This window comes from Neobacillus phoenicis (genome assembly GCF_047302305.1).
Classification (GTDB): domain Bacteria; phylum Bacillota; class Bacilli; order Bacillales; family Cytobacillaceae; genus Neobacillus.
This window is the reverse complement of sequence record NZ_CP154847.1, coordinates 2,701,575-2,724,937: the sequence shown is the minus strand read 5'-3', so window position 1 is coordinate 2,724,937 and position 23,363 is coordinate 2,701,575. Positions and strand designations below refer to the sequence as shown.

Sequence of the window (23,363 nt, the reverse complement as noted above, 5' to 3'; positions counted from 1 at the left end):
ATTTCCATAAGAATAGGCCTTTCCTACTTTTTATATCCACTATATATAAGTCTTTAATCCTATCTTTCTGATAATTCAATAAATTTAAATAACAAAAGGGTCAGACCATAATTGGTTCTGACCCTTTTGTTATCTAAAAAACCTCTTTTTCATTGAAAATGGGGAACTTGATGGATTGATGGATTAATACTTATCTAATCTTTTATGTTAAACTTTTCAATTGTTTTTTGTCCGTTTTCCTTTTCTGAATAGGTATACGAAATCTTGTCACCTTCTTTTATCGATGTTAATTGTTTGATCGCTTCATCTGATAATTGAAAGGCAGTTTTATTTCCATCAACGTTTACTTCTATTGTATGTGGATCCATTTGTCCTACATACTGACCTGAACCATTAGTATAAATAGAATTCGTTACTATAAACTCTGCGTCTGTCTGTGCCTCTTCCTCTTTTGAAGTTAGAAAAACTTCCAATTTATATTGACCGTTCGGAAGATCAGATATTGTAAATTTTTGTTCCATTTCTTTTTTATTATCTAATGAGATTTCTTCCGTAGCTTGTGTTACGGAAACTTCCTCTGAATATTGTTTAACTTTTTTCCCATTCTGATCGTATACAATAAAGTCAGCCTTAAATCCACTAGAAAAAGTTAGTGTCTGTTTTTTGCCGGATATATTTTTAACTGCATACTTGACAATCATGTCATGGTTATCCTCTTTTATTTCAAGTGAAGGAATAAATTTTGCCGTCACTTTTTCTTGCTTTTGATTTTCCGTTTTCGTTCCACCATTGGTACCATTCGTTTGTGTACTTGTGCCACAGCCTGTTAAAAGTCCGAATACTATAGCGGTGCTTATGACAAAATATATTTTTTTGTTTGCCATTTTCTTATCCCCTTATTTAACATGTTTTTGTTATCAGCACTATAGTCGCTTAAAATAGGAATAAAGTTACACTTCTAGACTAAATTGTGTTTATTCACCATATTATTTATCAACTTTAAAGTAAGAAAGGTCCCATCATTAGCTGATGGGACCTTTCTTACTTTCTTAAATTGTTGTATTTAGGAGAGGATTCGTTTTTCACCATCAATGGCTTTTATCGGATCAATATTCTGTGTAAATTCTAGTGTACCGATGTAGCTTCCTTTCTCATCCCGTACAGCAAAATAACGTATATATACATATTTATCTAGGAACTTGATACAGAAATCCTCACTGTCTTTTATCCCCGCTTTAAAATCTGCCAATAATTCTTCTACCACATGCACACTTCTTGGTGGATGACAATTCTGAACTGTACGTCCGATGACAGCTTTTGTACGGGCGAAAATTCTTTCTTTTCCGTGGGAAAAATAACGAACGACATCTTCATGATCAATAAATGTAATATCAACTGGTAAGTGGTTTAATAGCAGTTCTAATTGCTTTAAAGATAAAATTCCTGTTTCCATCATAATATAGCCTTCGGTTATAGCATTCTCGGCTAAGGCTTTTCTCTCTGGCTTCCATTCTTCCGCAGGTCCTGTTAAACAAAAGCCTATCTCATCACTTTCATGAGCAATTTTTATCCACTCATCCTCAGATAAATTTTTTAAAGCCATTGGAAAAAGGATGTTCTCTTCCTTATAAATCATTCCAGTTACTTCTTCTATGATAAAATTCAGGACCCCAAGGACCTCCTGCCTTTCACCTTGATAACTGGCTAATTTTTGTTTTGCTTCTTTAATTGCATCGCGAATAAAATCATCAATTTTCCACATATTTGTAGTCGGTCCAAAGATTCCGAACTTTTCTAAATAAGGAAATAGTAAGTTCTCTTTACGACTGTAGTGCTTATCAATGTCTAATAAGAGATTCAAATCCTGCAGCAGATGGTAAATGTTTTCGGATGAATCGTATCTTACAAACTCATCCACATGGACTTGAACTTGTTGTTGAAGCAGTTTTTCAATTTCTCTATTTTCCAGTTTAAACGTATGAACTGGATGCCCTGGTAGATCCTCTGGCTTTTCCAAATTATTTTCTCTTTCAATTGATCCATGAAATAGGGCACTATGTTCCTGATAAATACGCTTTAACTCAGCTTTTGGAATACTTCCCTCTTCTGAAAATTCATGTTGGAGCTGTGTGATTTCATCCAATGTAATTTTCCCTATCAATGCATCAAAATGAGCTTTTACTTCATCTAAATTTCTTCCGTTATGAAGATCTTGGAAGATTCCTATTAATATGGTAAGACGGTCTGTATTTTTAGTCATTAGTTGTTCACGATTATTAATAATTTCACTCATTTCAGGACTCTCCTTCACTGTTGCTAAATACTGTTGTTAAAGGTATCGCATTAATAACTTAGCATTTAGATATTAAGCTGAAAGTGATTAACATCATTGTTATAGTTATAAATGTGAAAACTTTAAGAACATAGCTCGTGATTATCCTGATAATAAAAGACACTGCTCACATATATGGCAGTGTCCTTTTAAATAAATATTTTTTAGCTTCATTTTAATTCTTCTAAAACAGGATAAAGTTCTTCCAAATGTTTAATTTCAAAAGTAGGAATGACTTCATTTCGTTGTTTTTCATGACGGTTAATCCAAACTGTTTTTATCCCTGCACGGTTTGCGCCAAGAATATCGGTCATTAGGTTATCACCAACCATTATAACTTCGTCCTTTTTCAAAGACATACGTGATAAGGCATGCTCGAATATTGAAGGATCCGGCTTACCTCGACCGAAATCACCGGAAATAACAATATGATCAAAATATGGAACTAACTCAGGTGTTATAGCTAGTTTTGTATTTTGAAGATCAGGGGATCCGTTTGTTAATAGAAGAAGTTGATAGTTTCCCTTTAATCCATCTAGAATTTTAAACGTTTCATCATAGACAAATGGTAGGTTACGCCGCTCCTGGGGGAACCGTTCTGCTAACTCAACCCCAAATTCAGAATCATCGATACCCATTGCTGATAATCCTAATGTCCACGCATCTTTTCGATAGGTGGGTACAATTTCTTTCATTTTCTTAAACTCTTCCGTATCATCTAAAAAATTCCCCCATAACCCTTCAAAAGGATTAATACCAATCATTTGTGTAAACGGAAACGTTTCATAGGAAGAATATAAGTTCCTAGCTGCTTCACGAACAGCTTCCTCAAGTTGATCTGCAGAAATGGCATACCTCTCCTCTGCTAATCTACATGTTGATGCAAAGGCTTCTTTTACACTTTTTTGGTCCCAAAGTAGCGTATCATCTAAATCAAAAAAAATGGCTTTTATCATTTTTGTCCTCGTTTCGATTTATGATTTTTTAATAGTTTATCATTAAATCCCTCGCACATGAAGACTAAAGTTTCTGACAATTAAATGCATTAACAGGAATGTAACACCCTCTACCCTCATATTGTTTTAAGATGGGAAAGGAGGATACAATATGGTCAGCATTGAAGTTAATAAGAAAATTGAGAGTATCACTCATCCGAAGGTACGTAATATCGTAAGAGTTTGCGTGGAACAGGGGTGTATGTTCAGACCACATCCAAGCAATCCTAACTTAGTACATTTATTTGATCCTGAACGTGGGAAAAATATTATTGGTGATATTAACCTACTAAGTCCAAGAGGGTACTTTACACTGGAAGTAGCGAATGGGCGTTTTAAATCTTTTAGAAATGAAATATTGGATTTAGATATCAATCATGCAAACTTTGTAGAAAAAGTACTCGAACGTTTGACGCAATAGTAGAAAAAATAGTAAAAAAAGGCAATGATTCCAATACTTGAAATCATTGCCTTTTACTATGTAGATTTAATCTTACCTTTGATTTTCCGCTATAATATAAAATTTTTCAAATTCTTCAGTGGATACTGGTTTGCTGAAAAAATACCCTTGTGCTTCGGTGCATTTTTGTTCAAGTAGAAAATAGACATGTTCTTTTGTTTCCACGCCCTCCGCGATAACCTGTAGTTTTAAGTTGTGAGCCATCGCAATGATCGTTTTTACAATGGTCTCATCATTCGGGTCTGTTGTACTATCACGTATGAAGGATTGATCTACTTTTAGTTTATCAATTGGAAACCGTTTAAGATAATTAAGCGAACTGTACCCTGTGCCAAAGTCATCCATACTTACTTTCACACCAATTTTCTTTAATTCAACCAGTGTTGTTATAGCGCGTTCAACGTCCATTGTCATACTTTCTGTTATTTCAAGCTCTAAATACTTTGCTTCAAGATCTGTTTCAAAAAGTATCTTCTCGACGATTTCAGCTAAGTTTGATTGAAAAAATTGTTTAGCCGATATGTTTACTGCGATCGTGATAGGTGGCAATCCCTCATCCTGCCATTTCTTGTTTTGGTAGCAAGCTGTCCTTAATGCCCATTCACCTAATTGAATAATAAGACCGGTTTCCTCAGCTACTGGGATAAACTCTGCGGGGGAAATCAGCCCCTTTTCTGGGTGGTCCCAACGAATCAACGCTTCCGCTCCTATGATCTGATTGGTATGTAGATTGAATTGTGGCTGGTAGTATAAAATGAATTCATTCCGTTCCAGTCCCTTCCTCAATTTGATTTCCAAATCTAACTCGTATTGTGATTGATCTATTAAATCATTGGTGTAAAATTGATAATTATTTTTCCCTAAGCTTTTTGCAAAGTACATTGCTAAGTCTGCATGTTTAATGAGCATATCGTATGTAAACCCATGGTCAGGAAACATGCTGATTCCTATACTAGGAGTAACAAAGACTTCGTGATAATTTAGTTGCAGCGGGTTAGATAAGCTAATTAAGATACTTTTTGCTACTTCCCGAGCTCGGTCGACATTAGACATTGGAAGAAGAATCGTAAATTCATCCCCTCCATATCTAGATATAATATCTTTTTCATCTAAGCAATCTCTTAATCTAGCTGAGACCTCAATAAGTAATTTATCGCCTATTTCATGGCCCATTGTATCATTGACAATTTTAAAACGATCTAAATCGAGAAACAATAAAGCAAATACGTTATTATTTTCACTTGATTCTCTAATTAATTCATCCATCTTTTCCTTTAACAGATATCGATTGGGAAGGTCAGTTAACTGATCATGGTAAGCCATATGTTTTATCATTTGTTCGGTATTTTTTCGATCAGTGATATCAATAATGGTTCCAATTATTGCATCTTTTCCTTCATATTCAATTTTTGATCCGAATACTTCTAGAGAAACAATTCTTTTATCCTTACAAATTATTCTAAATTGATCAGTCATACTTATCCTTTCATTGGTAAACAACTTTTGAACATTTTCCTGAACCGATGGTAAATCCTCTGGTAAAATTAAGTTTGTTAAATTGAATCCAATGAATTCATTGTACGCATAGCCTGTCATCTCACATAATCGTGGATTCACATAAACAATCTTACCGCCTTGTAAAATGTAAACCCCAACCTGTGAATTTTCTACAAGACTCCTATATTTTGCTTCTGCTTCTATTAAATTAATTTGTGCACTATTATGTTCAGTTATGTCTTTAATAATAGAATAGACACCTGTAATTTTTTTATTTAAATAAATGGGTATATTGGTTACGTTTATCTTCCTTAGCTTTCCACTTTTATCAAAAACGGAACATTCATAATTAGTAGATTTGCCATTTACCGATGTATTAAATTGTAATAATGCTCTTTCCAAGTCATTGGGAACAATAAGGGGGGTAAATGGTTTATTAATCAAGTCATCAAGTGAATAGCCAAATATGGAAGATACAGCTTTATTCGCACTAATAAACATTCCATTTAAGTCAAAGGTAATCACTACGTCTGGGTTTTGTTCAAACAAAGATTTATAGTACTGCTCATTTAATTGAAGTTGTTTTTTCTGCTTAGAGAACCTTTTGGAGGTAATAATGCAAAAAACAACTACAATACATAATAAGAAAATAAAAAACACATCTAAGATGCCAAAGGAAATCTCCTCCATCATTCACAAAAAACCCCCTGTAGCCCAATAAATACCATATTTATACAATAATATATTAATAAACTTTAATAAATGTAACTATGTATAATATTGTAAGAATAATTCGGTTTACTAAAGTATAATGAAATTATGCTTCTATAACAATAAATTTTTAATAATATTTGCAAAATTTAAGAATAGTTCAAAATACCCACTCTTATTCAAAAAAAATAGAGGCATCTTTATTAAGATAACCTCCTTTAATATTTTGTTAACCGCTTCATAATTTCCGTCTTCCTTGCTTTATCTTTGATTCTCGTTAAATCAAGTGCCACCTCATGACCCTTATTTTTTGAACGCAGGATTTCTCTTATGGCTTGTTTCACGCTTTCTTCATCATCCCTCACCATGATAACATTTCGTAGCATTTTCCCCCCCCTTTTTATATAACCTATTCTCCTATGTTCCTATTTACCTCAATTTTTTATCTTTTGTTTAAACGAACCATCGTTTTATGTTCAAAATAAGCGTGAATAGATTGATTAATTAGTGCTACACATATGGCAGTCACAATAAAGAACCCAATTGGCACTAAGACAATCCACGGCTGCGGTGAGTAGAGATAACTAATATCTCCACCAATCACACCGGACCATTCATAGGAAATTGTCCGAGGAGGTGTGTCATCGTCCGGATAGTGGGTTCCTCCAAAAAAAAGTTTCATAAATCCAAGATGGGCAAGAAGCTGCAATACTTGAATAAATTGTTGGCCAAATAAGATAATCCATTTTTCGTACACATGAGGAATAATATGTTTAAAAAAGATATTGGGTTTACTAGAACCAAGTGTTCTTGAAACTTCAATAAAATCTTCCTTTTCCACATGCCGCATTTCACTTGAAATGTGAATCGTTAAGTTAGGAATGGCGATGATTACCAGTATAAAGACTTGGAAGGATGCTCGTAACCAAAAAGGTGTATGGAAGCCGTCTAGGGGCATCCATAAAACACTGAACAAAATAAAGTAAGCAATAATCGTTTGAGGAACGACAAAAAAGGGTTCAAAAATGGTTTTTATACCTTTATAAATCCTATTGTTTAAAGGATAAATGAAGGACGCCAATACAATTGAACTAAACATCCTTAAAATGACGATTGTGAAAGTAATGCCAATTGTCCATTTTGCCCCTTCAACCAACAAATGACCTAAATCAAAGCCGAATCGGTCAGAACCAAATATATACTCTGTTAACGGTGCATACGGGGGACGATCCACAATATTTCCCTTTTCATCTGAATGAAATCTAACCTGTCTGATTTGCCCATCATTAAGTAAGGTGTTTAGGATACTCCCTGTAAATAATGCAGTTAGAAATATTACACTTATTAGGAACCGCTTTCTTTTTAATAAAAAGATCATAGCGGTTATCCTTTCTTTTTTCTATCTTGCCTTCTTAACCACATGAACAAGGCTTTATTTTACGTTTTTCTTTAATTGAATAACATTCTTATTTTGAAAGTAGTCTTTAAATGAATCATTGACCAATGCAACACAAATGGCGGTAGTTATAAAGAAAACAATAGGAACTAAAACTATCCATTGGTCATTATAGAGGTAGCTGATATTACCACCAACTAAACCAGACCATTCATACGAAACTGAATGTGGAGGTTCCTCTATTGGGCCGCCATATGGTACAAATGTCCCTCCGAAAAAAAGCTTCATAAAGCCTAGGTGTGCAAGTAACTGCAATGTTTGGATAAACTGCTGACCAAACAGTAAGATCCATTTTTCATAAACGTGTGGAATAATATGTTTAAAGAAAATATACAGTTTACTCGAACCCAGAATTTTAGATGCCTCAATAAATGTTTCTTGTTTCACCAACCTCATCTCAGAAGAAAGATGGATGGTCAAGTTGGGAATGGCAATAATGACAAGAATAAATGTTTCAAAAATGGCACGTTGCCAAAAAGGTTGAGGAAATCCGTCTATCGGCATCCATAACACACTATAAAGAATAAAGTAAGCAATGATAGTTTGTGGAACAACTGAAAATGGCTCAAATATAGTTTTCAATCCGTTATACATTCTATTATTTAATGAATAAATGAATGAACTTAAAAAAATGGAAATTACCATTCTGAAAATAACTACAATGAAAGTAACACCAATCGTCCATTTTGCTCCTTCCAGCACAATTTGACCAAGATCATATCCGTATCTTTCCGAACCAAAGAAGAACTCAGTTAATGGAGGATATGGTGGTGAATCTATTATATTTCCCTTCTTATCAGTGTGAAATTTTACTTGGCTGATTTCTCCGTCATTAAATACAGTATGAATAATACTCCCAGTAAATAGTACGATAAGAAACAGGGCACTGAATAGGAACCTTTTCCTTTTCAACAAAAAAACTAGCATATTATTGTGTATCCTTTCTGTTTTCAAAACTTACCCATTCATAAATCCGATAAACTACAAAAAATGGGATGAAGATGAGGATGCATCCGATAATAAATGGATCTGCAGCAGTTAACATCACTCGAAGCAGGCCATTCATATTAAACAAGTAATCAATCACTAATAGAGTTGAAAGCATAGACCAGAATATCATTTTTGATGTTCCGAACATACCATCAGCAATATTTCTTAGTACATGGACATTTAGGATATAGGAAAAGGTAAAGCCTTTTGCTTTAGCCAGCATGACATAATGTTTCTCTAATACTTCTTCAATATAATGAATTAGTACTTTTGTTATGTATAGACTGATAGGGACACTTAAACTGATGACTGGGAGAAGAATCGCTTCTTCTCTTACGGTAACAACTTGGGCAAGCTTAATACCAGTTTTCTTATAAACTATGATAACTGCAAATTGAAGTAACAAAATAATCATTAGGTCAGGTATAGACTCGAGAATCTCTAGGAAGCTTTTAATATACTTTAATTTACTTTTGAAAAATATAAGACCCACATACGCAATTATGAAGGCAATCAAACAGGCTGTTAAAAAGCTTAAACCTAACATTTTCATCGAATCCATGTATTTATAAAAAATAACCGGAAATACAGAATTCTTCTGGTCCCATAATAAGAAATCCCCAAACGTAAATAACTTTATATTTAAATCATAAACAGCTTGCAGATATTGAGAACCGTTAAAGGTTAAATTTTTAAATAACTCTGGGAAAACAGCAATTAATATTAGTACTTCAACCCCGACAAGACACTGAACAATGAGTAAGAACAATCTTTTAACCATATTTATACCTTTCATAACATCATCCTCTGTAAAAGTATTTGAGTTCTTTCGCATTCCTAATAGACGAAAGATTCAGTTAGATAGTTACAGGGTTTGAGGATATATTTATAAAATTTTCTAAATTGTGGAATTTCTTATTTTCCTGCGATATATTTGTAAATACGAGAAATCATTGGAAGAAAGGGCTGGTGACCTTGTATAGTAAGAAATTTTTTTTACCAATAAGATTAATAGTTATTCTAGTAGGTTTTATTTCAGCTGTGAATTTACCTATCCTTTTAACATTTAATCCATATCAGATAAAAATTGATATTAGGTTTAGTTTTTTTAAGGAATATGTTGTAAGTAACCAAACTTGGTTTACACACCTAGACGAGTACCCTTGGATCTTACGTTTTTTTGAAGGGGATGGTTTTCATAAATATCTATATTCCATGACGATTCTTGGGGCTTCTCTACTCATTGTCATCATACTAAGTTTGACTATCGCAACAGGAATTATGCTTTTACCTTTGTCCGTTCAAAAGAGGTTCAAAGGTTTTATTGATTTCACCACTACAATTCCTGACTTACTTATTATCGCCCTCCTGATGTACCTTGTGTTTTACATGAACAGGACCTATCATCTAAAAATTTTCCGACTATATGGAGGAGTGGAAACTGAACCCTATTTTATACCGATCTTCATTATTATTTTTGTTCCCACAATCTTTTTAACTCAGCTCATTTTAAAAGAGTATTCAACAGAAGAACACCAGAATTATGTACTGTTTGCAAGAGCTAAGGGCCTGCCATTACGGACGATTTATCTCAAACATATTTTTCGAAACATTATCCCATTAATACTCATACATTTAAAATACATAGTCTGGTTTATGCTCTCAAGTATTTATGTAATAGAACGAATTCTTAATATCAAGGGCTATAGTGCAGCTCTCACTTACATGTATGGAACAAGGGTCGTTCTTTTTGTAGTAGGACTTCTCCTTTTCTCTCTACCACTTGTAATTGTAAGTGCAGTAGGATATGTGGTGAAAATCTTAATGAAAAGAAAGGAAACCACTAGTATATGAAAAAATACAAAAAGACGTTTTTCGGTTTATCTTTTTTATTGATTGTCCTAATTATTAGTCTTATGTACCCACTATACGGCCCGGCGGATTTCGACAAAGTTTTTTTCTTATATGACAATAAAGGGGATTTAGTGGGTGTTCCCCCCATACCTCCTTCCTCCTTTTACCTTTTAGGAACAGATCGGAATGGATCGAGTTTACTGCTAATGATCTTATATGGTGCTAAATTTACCATTTTAATAGCCATAGGTGTTACTATACTAAGAGTTTTGTTTGGAGGTCTAATTGGAATAATTTTTTCCTTTTGGTTGAAACCGCTCCTTCCCGTCGTTAAGGATTTTTTAATCGTTTATAAAATAGTTCCACCCATTATTATTACCCTAGTCCTAATGGCAAGAGTTTCTTTTTATATGAAAGATGCTATTTATGGGATTATGTTATACCAGATTGTCATCTTAGCAATTGTTGGAATTCCTTCTGTCATAGTCACAACCTCAGAAATCATCGAGGAACTTACTAAGAAATCGTTTATCCTTACATCATATTTGATGGGGGGAAGTCATTTTCATGTATTAAAAAAACAGATTAAGCCGTTTCTTTCTTCCTACGGAGTATTGATCGCAGTTCAACAATTACTGAATACCTTTATCCTTATCATGTATCTTGGAGTATTTAAAATTTATATTGGTGGAGTATCAAAGGACAATGTTCGGGGGGTGGAAACCTTTAATTCAAACTCAAAAGAATGGGCCGGGCTTATAGGCCAAAACTTTGATGAATTTTATCGTGCACCCTACCTTGTCTATATCCCACTAATTTGCTACTTCATTCTCATTCTTATTGTTACTATGATTAAGAAAGAACTTGAAGAAACGATGGATATTAACTCATTAGGTTTTAAACTTAAAAAGAAAAAAATCAAAAAAGTTCAACAAAAACAAGACCAGGGCAAAACTACGATTGTTGCTACTGACTTTACATTACAAAGAGAAATGAGCTAGCGTCCTTCAGAAAGAGTGACAGTCGCCAATGTGCCTGCCACTCTTTTTTTACAACATTGTGGAAATTAGTCTGAATGTAGGATATATTTATTCTTGCAATTAAAAATAGTTAGAAAGGTTTGAGTGGGTTGATAAAAAAAGTAGCCTATCTTCCAGTGAGATTGATTGCCATGCTTGCTGGCTTTATTTGTTTATTAAACATTCCATTTCTATTAGTATTCAATGTATATCAAAAGAGCATTGAATTTCACTTTAGCCAATATAAGGAATATGTTTTGAATAACTTAACATGGTTGATTCATGTTGATGAATACCCTTCCATATTAAGGTTTTTTGAAGGCGATGGTATGGACAAGTATTTTTATACAATGACCATATTATCCGTTTCACTTCTCATAGTCATACTGATTGGGATGTTTGTGGCCACCACCATTATGTTGATGCCCTTATCTTTTCGGAAGCGGCTAAGTGGTTTTATCGATTTTACAACGACAGCACCAGACTTACTTATTGTCTTCTTACTTCAATATCTAGTGATATTTTTATATAAAACTTTTCACATAAAGCTATTTCAATTATACGGTGGGAATTATACCGAGCCATATTTCATGCCAATTGTTATTGTTAGTTTTGTACCTACTATTTTCTTAGTCCAATTTTTATTAAGAGAGTTTGCGAATGAAGAACAACAAGATTATGTATTATTTGCAAGAGCGAAAGGGACACCATTAAAAACCATTTACATGAAACATATCATCCGCAACATTATTCCTTTATTACTCATCCACTTAAGAACCATTATTTGGTTTCTATTATCAAGTATTATTGTAGTTGAATACCTATTTAACATACACGGGTATGTGGATGTGTTACGTTCCATGTATGGAACAAAAGCGATCTCATTTGTTTTTGGTTTCCTCCTTTTTGCTGTCCCTGTTATTATCGCTAATATCATTGCCAAAATTGTGATGTTGTCAAAAAATAGAAAAGGAACTAGCAGTATATGAAACTTCAAAAATATAAAAAGACCATTGTTGGATTGTCTATTCTAAGTATCATTCTTATTGCCAGTTTACTATATCCATACTATGGACCTGCGGATTTTAATAAGGTGAGTTACCTATATGATAAAAAAGGAAATTTAATCGGAGTCCCTCCTATACCACCTTCCTTTCATTACCTTTTAGGCTCTGATCGGAATGGTGCAGATATTCTTTATATGATGATTTACGGGGCAAAATTCACACTACTAACTGCGTTTGGTGTTACCCTTTTTCGAGTGTTAATAGGGAGCGTTCTCGGTTTATTATTTTCCTTATGGTTGAAACGTTTGCTTCCGCTTGTAAAGGATTTTCTTGTTGTCTTCAATTTAGTACCACCTATCCTTATTACTTTAGTGTTGATGTATCCTGTTTCTACAAACTATATTAAAGATTCAATTTATAGTGTAATGATCTATCAGATTATCATTCTTGTGATTATGGGGATTCCTTCTGTACTGTTTATGACTGTAGACATTGTTGATGAATTAAAAAAGAAAACGTTTATCCAGTGTTCGTATTTAATGGGGGGGAATCATTTACATGTGTTAAAAACTCAGATTAAGCCCTATTTGACTTCATATGGACTTTTAATGGTTATTCAGCAGCTTCTTGGTACACTTTTACTTATGATGTATTTAGGTGCATTTCAGGTATATATAGGGGGAGTTTCAAAGGAAGAGGTCCGTGGATTGCCCCTTCTGAATTCCATATCTAAGGAATGGGCCGGTCTAGTTGGACAGAATTACCGTGAATTCTATATGTCGCCTTGGGTAGTGCTTTTCCCGCTCGCTTGTTACTTTATCTTAATCCTCATAATTAACATGATTAAGAAAGAATTAGATGAGGCATTAGACATTAACTCCGTAGGCATTCTGTCCAAAAAGAAAAAATCAAAGAAGAAGAAAAAAATGAAAGAGCAAAGCCCAACATACTCCCTTAATGCAAATGACTTCACGTTTCATAAGGAATTAAAGTAAAAAATGGGGACAGTCCCCCAGCGCTTTAAAGCAGCGGGGGACTGTCCCTTTTTAATAGATAAAATACATTTTTATTCTAAACTTACCATCATCCTTTTTAGGTAATTCCTTCTTCCAATTATATAATCCTTTATTACATCCATTTCTTTATCGAATTGTTCTATTTCTTTATTTTTATAAGGATCCTTCAAGATATATGGTCTAATCAATTCAAGCAACCGTTCCACCCTTGGAACCATATAGTCTAATGTGAATTGCTGTGTCATAATTTCTTTAAGCAATTTTACATACTGTTTTCGGAAAGAATCTACGCCCAAAATTCTTGCCGTTAATGTATTAAACCCATCTATTGGAACATAATTCGCTTCCATCGGTTTTCCGTTCACATCCCTTCCCCAGGTTGCATCATAATCCCAAGGAATAATTTCGAAAAGGCAAGTCTCTCCGTTTCGATACAAAGCGTAGTTATGAACAAATCCATCATAGTTCGAGGTAAAGATTACTCCAGCAATCCAACGAAGATATTTATCTATATTTATAAATTTTTGTATTCCACTTTCGAATTCACTATTAGGTATTGTATTAATATTAAAGATCATTTCTTCTAAGTAATAATCCTCTTGTCTGTCTCCACATTTTTTTTCATAACCCAACCGTAAGGATTTTTTGGTTTTTTTGTCTAATTCACTCATCAGGGAAAAATTCGCGTCCCCATCTAGGGCATAAAAAATGCTGCCTTTTGGTAACTTTCTTTTTCGCAAGAAATCTTCATCCACTGACTCAATTTCCAAGTAAACTCCTTCCGATTTACCGTTTTGTGTAAAAAAAACATGTCTAGATTTTGGTGATAAAACACCAATGTCTGAAAAGAAATCAAAGGATAATTTATTGCGAATGAGTGAGGGATCCATATATTCTGCATTTAAATGAATAATTTTTGAACCCCTAAATTGATTAGGTTTATAGAATGCTATCTGATAGGATTTCTTCTCCAAGTCTCTGATATGAGATCCTCGATAACATAAATCAATCTCTAGTCGCTTACCTTCAATGGTTAACTGTCCAGGTACAGGTTCATCATTCCATATATCCCGCTTTAGTTCCTTGAGGTCATTGGGATTAATAAAAAGTTTATACTCAGGTACCTTTGTCACCTCGTCCATTTTTATTCCTCCTTCATTTATTCGTATGAAAAAAAAGGAGTAGTGGTCACGATTGGATAGCAATTTTTCCTTTTATAGGCTTTTTTCTCATTCAAAAATATCTTAACAAACGTAAATTGGTAAAAGAAGAGTGAGGTTTATAGGTATATGTATAATCAGCAAACGTACTCCCTTTTCTATATTTAAAGGAGGTGCTAAAATGAGTGAATTTTCATCAGAGGAAATACAAAGGGCTGCAGATGAGGTAAGTCGTGGTGGTTTCGGAGACTTCATGTTTAGAGGACCAAGCCGTAATCGTCGCACTTCATCTTCTAGTCGAAATACTACTCGGCATTCAAGTAGACACACAACCAGAAGGCATACATCTGCTAAGCGCTGTACGACAAGAAGATATCCAACCAAATGCTTTAAAATAAAATCTGGTTGGCAGAGCAGCCACAGCAGCAATCATCAAAAGAAATGCTATTGGGATAATGGAAACATGTGGAAATTAAGAGTACGAAGACGATAAAACGTCTATTATAAAGAAAAGAGGGTGACTCCATGCATGGATTCCCCTCTGCTTCTTTTTTAGTTTAATCCTTATCAGGAATTGCACAACTGCCATCTACACAGCTTACATCTTCCGCTGTCGATAAGTCCTGAAACACAGGTTTAGGTGATTCTTCTTCCCAAACTTTTTGCAAGGCACCCTTGAATGTTTCAAGTGGCTGTGCCCCAGATATCGCGTACTTTGAATTTAGTACAAAATACGGAACCCCGCGTACACCATATTGTTGGGCAAGCGATTCATCTGAACGAACTTCGCTGGCATATGCATTTTTGTCATTCAAAACGCGTAAGACTTCTTCTCGGTCTATGCCTGCATCCTCAGCTATCGCAATCAAGGCGTCGAAATCCCCGATATTTTTTCCTTCAGTAAAATAAGCTTGAAGAAGCTTTTCAGAAACCAGTGGTTCCTTCCCTTTTACTTTCGCCAATTTTGCCAAGCGATGTGCATCAAACGTATTCGTTGGCTTCATTTCCTCAAAATTGAAAGTTAATCCAACTGTTGCTGCCTGTTGTCCAACTCCATTGTTAGCTTGTTTCGCTTGATCTATACTCATACCGTATTTTTTTGCTAACACTTCATGTATATTTTGACCACTATATTCTGGTGAGTTTGAATCTAGCTCAAAGCTTTTGAATTCAACTTCAACTTGATCTCTATGTGGAAATTGGTTTAACGCTTCTTCTAATCTGCGCTTCCCAATATAACAAAACGGACATACATAATCTGACCAAACCTCAATTTTCATGTCAACACCTCGTTTTCTTCGATTACGTCCTATAGTAACATATGATGATTGAAAACGAATAAAATGTGCTTACAAGTTAGGATGAACACTAATAAAGAATATTCAATCTGACCAAAAGGGATTAAAAACTGGTTGATTTTACCTTTAAAAAAGGTAAAATTAACTAGTTCACTACTTTTTCACGGAGGTGTATTTTAATTAAAAACTTTTTACAAGGCATAATTGGTTTTCTTATTTTAGATTTATATTTTAATTTAATTCCCGCTCAGCTTGGAAATCCATATCTTCAATTTGGGTCCACTCTACTCTTCTTTCCGTTAGCTTTCTATATTTCTAAATGGGTTGGATTAGATGGATTAAAAGGATTGGGAATGGTATTTCATCCAGGCTGGAAAAAGAATTTAGCTTTTTGATTGGCTTTGGGTTTTGGATGATCATGTTTTGCACACAATTTTACGTTGGCGACTTAGAGTTTGTAGGCGTTCACGCCCCAGTAAATGTAATCATGCCTGTAGTGGAAGTTTGTACAATAAAATTCTATACGACCCCCGTGTCTAATATGAAGAATAGAAAAATAACCTTTTCACAATAAGCTGAAACTTTATTCTCCATTCATCGTCTTCATTTTAAAAGGAAAATATAAAGGAGGAACATATGAAAATCATCGGCTTAATTGGCGGAATGAGTTGGGAATCTTCTATCGAGTATTATCGTATCATTAACGAGGAAGTTAAGAAGAGATTAGGTGGATTGCATTCAGCTCAGTGTATCTTGTACAGTGTTAATTTCGCTGAGATTGAGAAGTGTCAATCTGAAGGTGATTGGGTTAGAGCCGGAAAAATTTTAGCTGATGCAGCAAAAAGCCTAGAAAAAAGCGGCGCCGACTTCATTATCATTTGTACCAACACCATGCATAAAGTTATAGATACCATCCAAAGAAACATAAATATCCCTATCTTACATATTGCTGATGCAACTGCTAACCAAATTAAAAAGCATGGGTTGAAAACAATTGGCTTGCTCGGCACCAAGTATACGATGGAGCAGGATTTTTACAAATCACGGTTAGAAGACCAAGGATTAAAGGTTCTTATACCCACTGACCTGGAAAGAGACATGATAAATACCATAATCTATAATGAATTATGCTTAGGGAAAATTCTTCCCCCCTCAAGATCTTCATTTAATAGAGTTATTGATCATCTAATTGAAAACGGAGCCGAAGGAATCATCCTAGGCTGTACCGAAATTGGTTTATTGGTAAAACAAGAAAATTGTACTGTACCATTATTTGATACTACATCTATTCATGCTGTTGCTGCGGTTAACAAAGCACTTGAATAGCATTTATTTTTCATAAACAATATGGAGGGAAAATATGAATTTTAAGAAATTTTTAGTTGGTTTTTCTACGTTTGTTATAGTAACTGTCTTTTTATATGCGATTGGACATCTTTTTAAGGTAGAATGGTTAATGTTTCATCATATATATGAGGAAAATGCAAATGGTTTCTCCGTTGAAACAGGCTCTTTAGTTCCGTTTATTATTGGAATTTTCCTCAGCTTTATCGCAGAGAAAATCTATGTATATAAAAACCAAGCACAATTTCGCTAAAGCAAAAAGAAGTGCCCTACACCAAATAGGGCACTTCTTTTCATTATTCTACTGATTTTCATGTTCGAATTCTTCTTCCAGTCTTTTAATTTCTTCAACTGATTTTTCTAATGCTGCTTGAGGTCCTTTAAAGTGCTTTTTGTAATAACCTAAGTCCATGATGATTAGAATGACAAACATGCCTCCTAGTGCGTAGGCAGCCATTTGATTTGGTGGAATCACCATGATTATACATATAAAGAGAATCCATAATAAGCTAATAACATTAATTGGTTTACTCCATTTCCCTAAACTCCACGGACCATAATGTTTAGGTAAGAAGATCCCTTTTGATTCGGCCCTTAATTTCAGAAAGATAGGAATTCCGTAAGCCACATATAAACCAACTACACTCACTGCAGTTAAAAATGCGATTGTAGAATACCCTACATTGGGATTGATTAACTTCGTAATGTAATCGATTAAAGCTAAGACAAAAGAAAGAATAACCGATAGCCAGATTGCTTTGGCTGGTGTCCGGTACTTTCGACTAATTTCTGCCCAGTGCCTGCTAAACGGCATTCCCTTATCTCGTGAAAAAGCATACATCATGCGTGAAAACGAGGTAATTGAAGAGAGACCGCAGAAGAACATGGCAAAAGTAACGAGCCAAAGAACGATATTTCCAAATGTGCCTCCTAATGCTTGGCTGATGACATAGATAAAGGCATTATCAGAGTTCACCGCGCCATTCGCATCATGAATTGAAAGAGTAACAAATGAGAGCATGATAAAACCAAAGACAAACGAAAATGCAACTGAGTTAAAGATTCCCCAGGGTGCCCTTACCCTTGGGTGAACAGTCTCTTCAATCGTATGAGCAGATGCATCATAGCCTGTAAAAGTCCATTGTGCTTGCAATAATCCGATTAAAAAGGCAAGAAAATAGGGTTTATCTGAGAAGGTTGTTCCAACTTGGAATAAATAATCAATTGGCTGCAGCCCATCTTTTGTAAAAAAGGCAAGACTTACAACTAATATGGCAACAACAACCATATGATACCAAGCCGAAAAGTCATTTAATTTTGCAACGATTTTAATGCCCACGTGATTTAGGATTCCGTGTAAGAGGAGAACGATGCCAAAAACAATTAGAATAGTAGTATCGGTAGAAGAATAATTGAAGATGGTTGCTAGGAGTGGATCAGCGAATAAGGCGACAGAATAATCAATCCCTGCTACGATTCCGATTTGACCAATTAAATTGATCCAGGCAGTATACCAGCCAATTCTCGTACCTTTTAAGGCAGCAGCCCAGTGATATAAGGCCCCTGCTGTCGGAATCGCTGAAGCGAGCTCAGATAAAGAGGCCGCAATTAATAGTACAAAGAAGGCAACGATGGTCCAGCCGAATCCCATCATTCCAGGTCCACCATACAGTAATCCATGACCATATAAAGAAACTGCACCAGTTAAAATAGAAATGATTGAAAATGAAATGGCAAAGTTTGAAAATCCACCCATATCGCGAAGTAGTTCTTGTGCATATCCATAGCGATTCAACTGTTTTTTATCAGCCAGCATTTGTTGATCTTTATTTTTCATAGATACATCTCCTTTCATGCTTAGACTTTTTCATCACTTCCTACGAAAATCTCATGTTCTTCCTCTTTAAAAGCTCTTACATTTTTATTTGCTCTCAGGCCAATAGCCGAACCAACTGCAAGTGTAATGATGACTAAAGCGATACCAATGAAGACCTCCATCCACAGTCACCTCCTTAAACAAGGAATAAACAAAGACCTAAATGGGTCAAGTTATTACTATAAGTATTCTGAAAAATTCAATTATATTCACTGAAATTCATAGAATAGAAAAGCAGTCCCCATAGAGACTGCTCAATCTAAGCTAATTTTTAATCATTTTATCTGTTTGCAACATCCTTTAATTCTTCATGTGAAGTGATGTCTTCTATAGATACAAATTCTTCAGACATTGGTCGTAGGTTTTTCGAACCTACTAAGAAATAGTAGACAAGTGCTACTCCAAAGATGGATAAAATAACATACCCTAGAGGAATTTCTACTCCAAACAATGGTAAAGATGTTGTTAGTACACTGTATTTAACAACACAGAAGAAAGAAAACACTCCTAAAACAAGTGCAATCGCCGGTACAACTGGATAACTAACTTTGAATGGTCTCTCCATATTTGGTTCTTTCTTTCTTAACACAAATAATGAAACCATACTTAAACAATACATGGTAATTGCACCAAAAACCGAAAGGATAATTAGGGCATTTGCAAAATTAGCAGAACCAGCCGCAATTACGCCAATAGCACCTGGTACAATCAGACCCCAGTGCGGCACACCTCTTTTTGAAAGGTTAGATAGGAATTTCGGTAAATAACCTGCTCTTGCCAAGGCAAACGTCTGGCGGGAGAACCCAATAATAATTCCATGTAAACTGGCAATTAAACCGAAGAGTCCAATAATCGCGACTGTAATAGGAATAATACTGCCTTCACCATACACACTTGATAATGCCTGAGGGAGCGGATAATCCGCTGGTTTTCCAGTACCTCCACCGAGACCAGCCGTTACGAATAATGTTAACACCGTGGCAACACCCAGTGTTAAAATACCTGATATGAATCCTTTTGGAATATCTTTCTTAGGATCACGGACTTCTTCAGCAGCCATCGCACCGCCTTCAATAGCTAAGAAGAACCAAATAGCAAAAGGAATTGCAGCCATAACCCCAGACCAACCATTAGAGAAGGCTATTTCATTGAAAATGTTTGATGTTTGAACATGTGGTATCCCTGCCACATAATAGATAGCTAATCCGATAAGTGCCATAATGGTGGCCACCAATTCTATGATCGCAGCTCCCTTTACCCCAATTAGATTGACTAAAATAAATAAAATAAACATTCCAACTGTTGCATAAACAGCATTAATACTAGGGACCAAGAAATTAATGTAGGCACCCACTGAAACAGCTATTGCTGGTGGAGCAAATACAAATTCTAGTAAACAAGCTAAACCTGTAACGAACCCCATAAACGGCCCCATTGCCTTTCTCGCATAAGCAGAAGGCCCACCAGCATGTGGAATTGAGGTTGATAACTCAGAATAACTAAAAATAAATGTGGTATAGAATACTGTAATTATAAGTGCTGCAATGGCAAGGCCAATGGTTCCCCCTTGTTCGAACCCGTAATTCCAACCAAAATACTGACCAGAAATAACCATACCCACTGCAATACCCCATAAATGGATAGGTGTGAGACTTTTATGCAAATGGTTCTTTTCCTTCTCCAATAACATCGTCCCCTTTTAAGAGCATTTTTGAATTTAATGCTTACACTACTGTTAGGTCTTTTTCTGAAAAAATATACTTAGGAGAATGTAAACCTTATTTTACAATATTTATAGACTTGAACTACTTGTTAAAAATAGTCATTACATTTTGGACGGATTGTGCAGATTTATCTAATGCTGCTTTCTCTTCAGAAGTTAGCGGAATCTCAATAATACTTTCAATCCCATCTCCACCAAGAATGGTCGGTACCCCTAAATAAAGATCATGATAGCCATACTCTCCTTCTAAAAAGGCAATAGAAGGTAAAATTCGTTTCTTGTCTTTCAGAATTGCCTCAGACATTTGAACCATGGATGCGGCAGGTGCATAATAGGCACTTCCTTGTCCAAGTAAATTGACGATCTCACTGCCGCCCTTACGCGTTCTTTCTACAATTGCTTCAATCCGATGCGGTGGGAGAATTTTATCCAGTGGGATTCCTCCAGCATAGGAAAAGCGCACTAAAGGTACCATATCATCCCCGTGACCACCAAGTACAAACCCAGAAATGTCCTCAACTGATACATTCAATTCCTGGGCTACAAATGTGTTAAATCGGGCTGTATCTAATACACCTGATTGACCAATTACACGATTCTTTGGAAACCCAGTCGTTTTATAGCATACATATGTCATTGCATCCACCGGATTACTTAGAACTATAATGTAACTATTAGGCGCAAACTTTTTCACGTTTTCTGATACTTGCTCGATTATTTTAGCATTTGTAGAAACTAAATCATCACGGCTCATTCCTGGCTTACGAGGAATCCCTGCAGTAATTAATACTAAGTCAGCATCTTGGATATCCTCGTAATTGGACGTTCCTGTAATATTCGAATTAAAGCCTTGAACAGGACTTGCTTCTAACATATCAAGTGCTTTCCCCTTGGTTGGATCACTTTGAGATGGAATATCTACTAGAACTACGTCCCCTAATTCTTTTTGAGCAAGCATCAAAGCTGCAGTTGCGCCAGTAAATCCTGCTCCGATTACAGCTATTTTTCTCCGTTTGAAAGCCAATTTTCTCTCCCCCATTTTCTATCATCATAGTAGCTTTTTAGATTAATAGTTTAGTTGCTTGGAGGTTCTTCCTGTGTCGTATCAATTTTTATAGAAGTTTTCTTTACCTTTTTACTTGTTTTCGATATTTCTTGAATTTCTTTTGGCTGCTCTGCAAGAATCACTCCTACACTATCATCAGGACGTGGAATCACATGTGCGGAAACCAGCACTCCTGCCTTTGCTGCTGCATACTTGCCTGCATCAACGGCAGCTTGCACGGCACCTACATCGCCTTCCACTAAAACAGCCACAAGACCTGCATCTACCTTTTCTTTCTTTATGAGTCTGACATCGGCTGCTTTTACCATTGCATCTGCAGCCACGATGGAGGCAATTAACCCTCTCGTTTCAATCATTCCTAATGCCTTCGCCATGCTCTGCACCTCCCGTAACGTCTATCGAATCAATTATACCGATAATAAGGGCATCGATAGGTAGACTAGTCTCTGCTGTCATATTCGTTGCAGCACTACCTAAAGTTACCATCACTTTGTCCCCAACCCCTGCACCTATTCGGTCTACAGCAATAAAGGGTGTTTGAATTGGCGCTCCGTTAGGAAGCTCTGGCTGCACAAATAAAAATTTCAATCCAGTTAAATGGTCTTCCTTTCTAGTCGCCCATACATTTCCGATTACTGTACCTACTTGCAAAAAAATCATCCCCCATCATTAGTCAATTATCTTGATGGTTTTCCCTAACTCTCTTGCGGTATCACGTGCTAAAGGGGTTACAATTGTACGTTTATATATTGTAATTGTGTGTTCCTTCCATGTTTGTACTTCTCTCTGTGTTAAAAGCTTATTCTCAAAAACGACTAGTTCATTAAGTTGCCCAATAGCCGTCTGATTTACGGGTTGTTTAACAAAACTTCCCTTCTTTACCTCGTCCATTTCCTCATATTTCTCTAGAGTGCCCATATCTCCGCTTGTAATCAAAGCTGCATTTGCTTCATCCGTATCAATGTGCATCTCCAACTTATATCTTGCAGACACACGAATGAGTACTCTCTCAAAGGATAAAGGACGTTCACCACCCGTTTTAATTCTTACATATTCTCCATTCTCCACTCCAAAGTACCGAGCATCTTCAGGTTTCATATGGATGTGTGCTTGTGCAATGATAAGACCTTCTTTTTTAAAAATACTTCCTTTTGGGCCTACTAGTGTAATAGAAGCAGATTCTTTAATGTTTCCAGATTCACGAATCGGGGGTTTTACCCCCAATTTAACCGAGTCAGTTTTACTTACTTCTACCTGAGTAAGCGAACGGGTGGGCCCAAGAATCCTGACCTTATCAATAGAACCCCTTGGTCCGACAATCATCACCGTTTCATTTGCAGCAAACTGACCAGGTTGAGATAAATCAGCCTTTTTACTTAATTCATAGCCTTTACCAAATAACACATCAAGATCACTTTGACTTACATGACAGTGGCGGGCAGAAATAGCCATCGGAATGTTGCGAGTCATCACATTTTTTTTCAAAATTTGCTGAATGACTTCTTCTACGATCATTTGAATGGCTTGTTTGTTCATCATTTATGCTCCTAACCTAGTAA

24 protein-coding genes and 1 pseudogene are annotated in these 23,363 nt (G+C 35.5%); 8 read left to right on the top strand and 17 right to left on the bottom strand.

Features of this window, described 5'->3' with window-relative positions; genetic code table 11:
• Positions 1-194 precede the first annotated feature (194 nt).
• The 3 genes from AA0X95_RS14155 to AA0X95_RS14145 all read right to left on the bottom strand — a co-directional run bounded on the left by AA0X95_RS14155 (position 195) and on the right by AA0X95_RS14145 (position 3,288).
• Positions 195-884 carry a BsuPI-related putative proteinase inhibitor gene (locus AA0X95_RS14155; protein ID WP_413298829.1) on the bottom strand — a complete coding sequence of 230 codons (690 nt, stop codon included), beginning with the start codon at positions 882-884 and terminating at the stop codon, positions 195-197.
• A 179-nt stretch (positions 885-1,063) separates the two neighbouring features.
• The gene (locus AA0X95_RS14150; protein WP_413298827.1) at positions 1,064-2,293 is read right to left on the bottom strand and encodes a DUF438 domain-containing protein; all 1,230 of its coding nucleotides are present in this window, start codon (positions 2,291-2,293) and stop codon (positions 1,064-1,066) included.
• 209 nt (positions 2,294-2,502) lie between these two features.
• Positions 2,503-3,288 carry an HAD family hydrolase gene (locus AA0X95_RS14145; RefSeq protein ID WP_413298825.1) on the bottom strand — a complete coding sequence of 262 codons (786 nt, stop codon included), beginning with the start codon at positions 3,286-3,288 and terminating at the stop codon, positions 2,503-2,505.
• A 151-nt stretch (positions 3,289-3,439) separates the two neighbouring features.
• On the opposite strand from AA0X95_RS14145, the gene AA0X95_RS14140 reads away from it, so the two are divergent.
• Positions 3,440-3,748: a hypothetical protein gene (locus AA0X95_RS14140; protein ID WP_413298823.1), complete on the top strand. Its 309-nt coding sequence runs from the start codon at positions 3,440-3,442 to the stop codon at positions 3,746-3,748.
• Positions 3,749-3,820: 72 nt separating this feature from the next.
• Here the strand turns inward: AA0X95_RS14140 and AA0X95_RS14135 are convergent, their stop codons facing one another.
• The 5 genes from AA0X95_RS14135 to AA0X95_RS14115 form a co-directional block, all read right to left on the bottom strand.
• Positions 3,821-5,977 carry an EAL domain-containing protein gene (locus AA0X95_RS14135; RefSeq protein ID WP_413298821.1) on the bottom strand — a complete coding sequence of 719 codons (2,157 nt, stop codon included), beginning with the start codon at positions 5,975-5,977 and terminating at the stop codon, positions 3,821-3,823.
• 236 nt (positions 5,978-6,213) lie between these two features.
• Positions 6,214-6,381, bottom strand: a complete 168-nt coding sequence (locus tag AA0X95_RS14130; protein WP_413298819.1) for a hypothetical protein — start codon at positions 6,379-6,381, stop codon at positions 6,214-6,216.
• Positions 6,382-6,437: 56 nt separating this feature from the next.
• A complete protein-coding gene (locus AA0X95_RS14125) occupies positions 6,438-7,373 on the bottom strand; it encodes an ABC transporter permease subunit (protein WP_413298817.1) in 936 nt (311 codons plus the stop codon).
• Between the two features lie 54 nt (positions 7,374-7,427).
• The gene (locus AA0X95_RS14120) at positions 7,428-8,378 is read right to left on the bottom strand and encodes an ABC transporter permease subunit (RefSeq protein WP_413298815.1); all 951 of its coding nucleotides are present in this window, start codon (positions 8,376-8,378) and stop codon (positions 7,428-7,430) included.
• A 1-nt stretch (position 8,379) separates the two neighbouring features.
• On the bottom strand, positions 8,380-9,237 hold the full coding sequence (locus AA0X95_RS14115; protein ID WP_413298813.1) for an ABC transporter permease subunit: 858 nt from the start codon (positions 9,235-9,237) through the stop codon (positions 8,380-8,382).
• Positions 9,238-9,416: 179 nt separating this feature from the next.
• Between AA0X95_RS14115 and AA0X95_RS14110 the strand changes: the two genes are divergently transcribed.
• The 4 genes from AA0X95_RS14110 to AA0X95_RS14095 all read left to right on the top strand — a co-directional run bounded on the left by AA0X95_RS14110 (position 9,417) and on the right by AA0X95_RS14095 (position 13,316).
• Complete coding sequence (locus AA0X95_RS14110) at positions 9,417-10,295, top strand: ABC transporter permease subunit (protein ID WP_413298811.1); 879 nt, start codon at positions 9,417-9,419, stop codon at positions 10,293-10,295.
• A complete protein-coding gene (locus AA0X95_RS14105) occupies positions 10,292-11,296 on the top strand; it encodes a hypothetical protein (protein WP_413298810.1) in 1,005 nt (334 codons plus the stop codon). The genes AA0X95_RS14110 and AA0X95_RS14105 overlap by 4 nt, the downstream gene beginning before the upstream one ends.
• Positions 11,297-11,424: 128 nt before the next feature.
• Positions 11,425-12,303, top strand: coding sequence for an ABC transporter permease subunit (locus AA0X95_RS14100; protein ID WP_413298808.1), 879 nt, complete (start codon positions 11,425-11,427; stop codon positions 12,301-12,303).
• The gene (locus AA0X95_RS14095) at positions 12,300-13,316 is read left to right on the top strand and encodes an ABC transporter permease (RefSeq protein WP_413298806.1); all 1,017 of its coding nucleotides are present in this window, start codon (positions 12,300-12,302) and stop codon (positions 13,314-13,316) included. The genes AA0X95_RS14100 and AA0X95_RS14095 overlap by 4 nt, the downstream gene beginning before the upstream one ends.
• 71 nt (positions 13,317-13,387) lie before the next feature.
• Here AA0X95_RS14095 and AA0X95_RS14090 read toward each other — a convergent pair whose 3' ends face one another.
• On the bottom strand, positions 13,388-14,479 hold the full coding sequence (locus AA0X95_RS14090; RefSeq protein WP_413298804.1) for a CotH kinase family protein: 1,092 nt from the start codon (positions 14,477-14,479) through the stop codon (positions 13,388-13,390).
• A gap of 199 nt (positions 14,480-14,678) precedes the next feature.
• Here AA0X95_RS14090 and AA0X95_RS14085 point away from each other — a divergent pair, with 199 nt between their 5' ends.
• Positions 14,679-14,990, top strand: coding sequence for a CotG/ExsB N-terminal domain-containing protein (locus AA0X95_RS14085; RefSeq protein WP_413298802.1), 312 nt, complete (start codon positions 14,679-14,681; stop codon positions 14,988-14,990).
• Between the two features lie 64 nt (positions 14,991-15,054).
• Here AA0X95_RS14085 and AA0X95_RS14080 read toward each other — a convergent pair whose 3' ends face one another.
• Entirely contained in the window at positions 15,055-15,777 is a 723-nt protein-coding gene (locus AA0X95_RS14080) for a DsbA family oxidoreductase (protein WP_413298800.1), read from the bottom strand.
• 654 nt (positions 15,778-16,431) lie between these two features.
• Between AA0X95_RS14080 and AA0X95_RS14075 the strand changes: the two genes are divergently transcribed.
• Positions 16,432-17,121 carry an aspartate/glutamate racemase family protein gene (locus AA0X95_RS14075; protein ID WP_413298798.1) on the top strand — a complete coding sequence of 230 codons (690 nt, stop codon included), beginning with the start codon at positions 16,432-16,434 and terminating at the stop codon, positions 17,119-17,121.
• Between the two features lie 34 nt (positions 17,122-17,155).
• On the top strand, positions 17,156-17,392 hold the full coding sequence (locus tag AA0X95_RS14070; RefSeq protein ID WP_413298796.1) for a hypothetical protein: 237 nt from the start codon (positions 17,156-17,158) through the stop codon (positions 17,390-17,392).
• Positions 17,393-17,440: 48 nt separating this feature from the next.
• Here the strand turns inward: AA0X95_RS14070 and AA0X95_RS14065 are convergent, their stop codons facing one another.
• From AA0X95_RS14065 to AA0X95_RS14035, 7 genes and pseudogenes are all read right to left on the bottom strand, one after another.
• Positions 17,441-18,976 (bottom strand): amino acid permease, encoded by a 1,536-nt coding sequence (locus AA0X95_RS14065; protein WP_413298794.1) that lies wholly within the window; start codon positions 18,974-18,976, stop codon positions 17,441-17,443.
• Positions 18,977-18,996: 20 nt separating this feature from the next.
• Positions 18,997-19,137: a hypothetical protein gene (locus AA0X95_RS14060; protein WP_413298792.1), complete on the bottom strand. Its 141-nt coding sequence runs from the start codon at positions 19,135-19,137 to the stop codon at positions 18,997-18,999.
• A gap of 158 nt (positions 19,138-19,295) precedes the next feature.
• Entirely contained in the window at positions 19,296-20,699 is a 1,404-nt protein-coding gene (eat, locus tag AA0X95_RS14055) for an ethanolamine permease (RefSeq protein ID WP_413298790.1), read from the bottom strand.
• 121 nt (positions 20,700-20,820) lie between these two features.
• On the bottom strand, positions 20,821-21,762 hold the full coding sequence (mdh, locus tag AA0X95_RS14050; protein ID WP_413298789.1) for a malate dehydrogenase: 942 nt from the start codon (positions 21,760-21,762) through the stop codon (positions 20,821-20,823).
• 50 nt (positions 21,763-21,812) lie between these two features.
• Positions 21,813-22,178, bottom strand: coding sequence for a BMC domain-containing protein (locus AA0X95_RS14045; RefSeq protein ID WP_413298788.1), 366 nt, complete (start codon positions 22,176-22,178; stop codon positions 21,813-21,815).
• Positions 22,153-22,455, bottom strand: a complete 303-nt coding sequence (locus AA0X95_RS14040) for a EutN/CcmL family microcompartment protein (RefSeq protein ID WP_413298787.1) — start codon at positions 22,453-22,455, stop codon at positions 22,153-22,155. The genes AA0X95_RS14045 and AA0X95_RS14040 overlap by 26 nt, the downstream gene beginning before the upstream one ends.
• 240 nt (positions 22,456-22,695) lie before the next feature.
• Positions 22,696-23,340, bottom strand: a pseudogene (locus tag AA0X95_RS14035) (phosphate propanoyltransferase); the annotation flags it as partial.
• Positions 23,341-23,363 lie beyond the last annotated feature (23 nt).

Bases quoted from the DNA above. Each gene is read 5' to 3' on its own strand.
- AA0X95_RS14155 (WP_413298829.1), bottom strand. From the start codon at position 884: ATGGCAAACAAAAAAATATATTTTGTCATAAGCACCGCTATAGTATTC.
- AA0X95_RS14150 (WP_413298827.1), bottom strand. From the start codon at position 2,293: ATGAGTGAAATTATTAATAATCGTGAACAACTAATGACTAAAAATACA.
- AA0X95_RS14145 (WP_413298825.1), bottom strand. From the start codon at position 3,288: ATGATAAAAGCCATTTTTTTTGATTTAGATGATACGCTACTTTGGGAC.
- AA0X95_RS14140 (WP_413298823.1), top strand. From the start codon at position 3,440: ATGGTCAGCATTGAAGTTAATAAGAAAATTGAGAGTATCACTCATCCG.
- AA0X95_RS14135 (WP_413298821.1), bottom strand. From the start codon at position 5,977: ATGATGGAGGAGATTTCCTTTGGCATCTTAGATGTGTTTTTTATTTTC.
- AA0X95_RS14130 (WP_413298819.1), bottom strand. From the start codon at position 6,381: ATGCTACGAAATGTTATCATGGTGAGGGATGATGAAGAAAGCGTGAAA.
- AA0X95_RS14125 (WP_413298817.1), bottom strand. From the start codon at position 7,373: ATGATCTTTTTATTAAAAAGAAAGCGGTTCCTAATAAGTGTAATATTT.
- AA0X95_RS14120 (WP_413298815.1), bottom strand. From the start codon at position 8,378: ATGCTAGTTTTTTTGTTGAAAAGGAAAAGGTTCCTATTCAGTGCCCTG.
- AA0X95_RS14115 (WP_413298813.1), bottom strand. From the start codon at position 9,237: ATGAAAGGTATAAATATGGTTAAAAGATTGTTCTTACTCATTGTTCAG.
- AA0X95_RS14105 (WP_413298810.1), top strand. From the start codon at position 10,292: ATGAAAAAATACAAAAAGACGTTTTTCGGTTTATCTTTTTTATTGATT.
- AA0X95_RS14095 (WP_413298806.1), top strand. From the start codon at position 12,300: ATGAAACTTCAAAAATATAAAAAGACCATTGTTGGATTGTCTATTCTA.
- AA0X95_RS14090 (WP_413298804.1), bottom strand. From the start codon at position 14,479: ATGGACGAGGTGACAAAGGTACCTGAGTATAAACTTTTTATTAATCCC.
- AA0X95_RS14085 (WP_413298802.1), top strand. From the start codon at position 14,679: ATGAGTGAATTTTCATCAGAGGAAATACAAAGGGCTGCAGATGAGGTA.
- AA0X95_RS14080 (WP_413298800.1), bottom strand. From the start codon at position 15,777: ATGAAAATTGAGGTTTGGTCAGATTATGTATGTCCGTTTTGTTATATT.
- AA0X95_RS14075 (WP_413298798.1), top strand. From the start codon at position 16,432: ATGAAAATCATCGGCTTAATTGGCGGAATGAGTTGGGAATCTTCTATC.
- AA0X95_RS14070 (WP_413298796.1), top strand. From the start codon at position 17,156: ATGAATTTTAAGAAATTTTTAGTTGGTTTTTCTACGTTTGTTATAGTA.
- AA0X95_RS14065 (WP_413298794.1), bottom strand. From the start codon at position 18,976: ATGAAAAATAAAGATCAACAAATGCTGGCTGATAAAAAACAGTTGAAT.
- AA0X95_RS14060 (WP_413298792.1), bottom strand. From the start codon at position 19,137: ATGGAGGTCTTCATTGGTATCGCTTTAGTCATCATTACACTTGCAGTT.
- AA0X95_RS14045 (WP_413298788.1), bottom strand. From the start codon at position 22,178: ATGGCGAAGGCATTAGGAATGATTGAAACGAGAGGGTTAATTGCCTCC.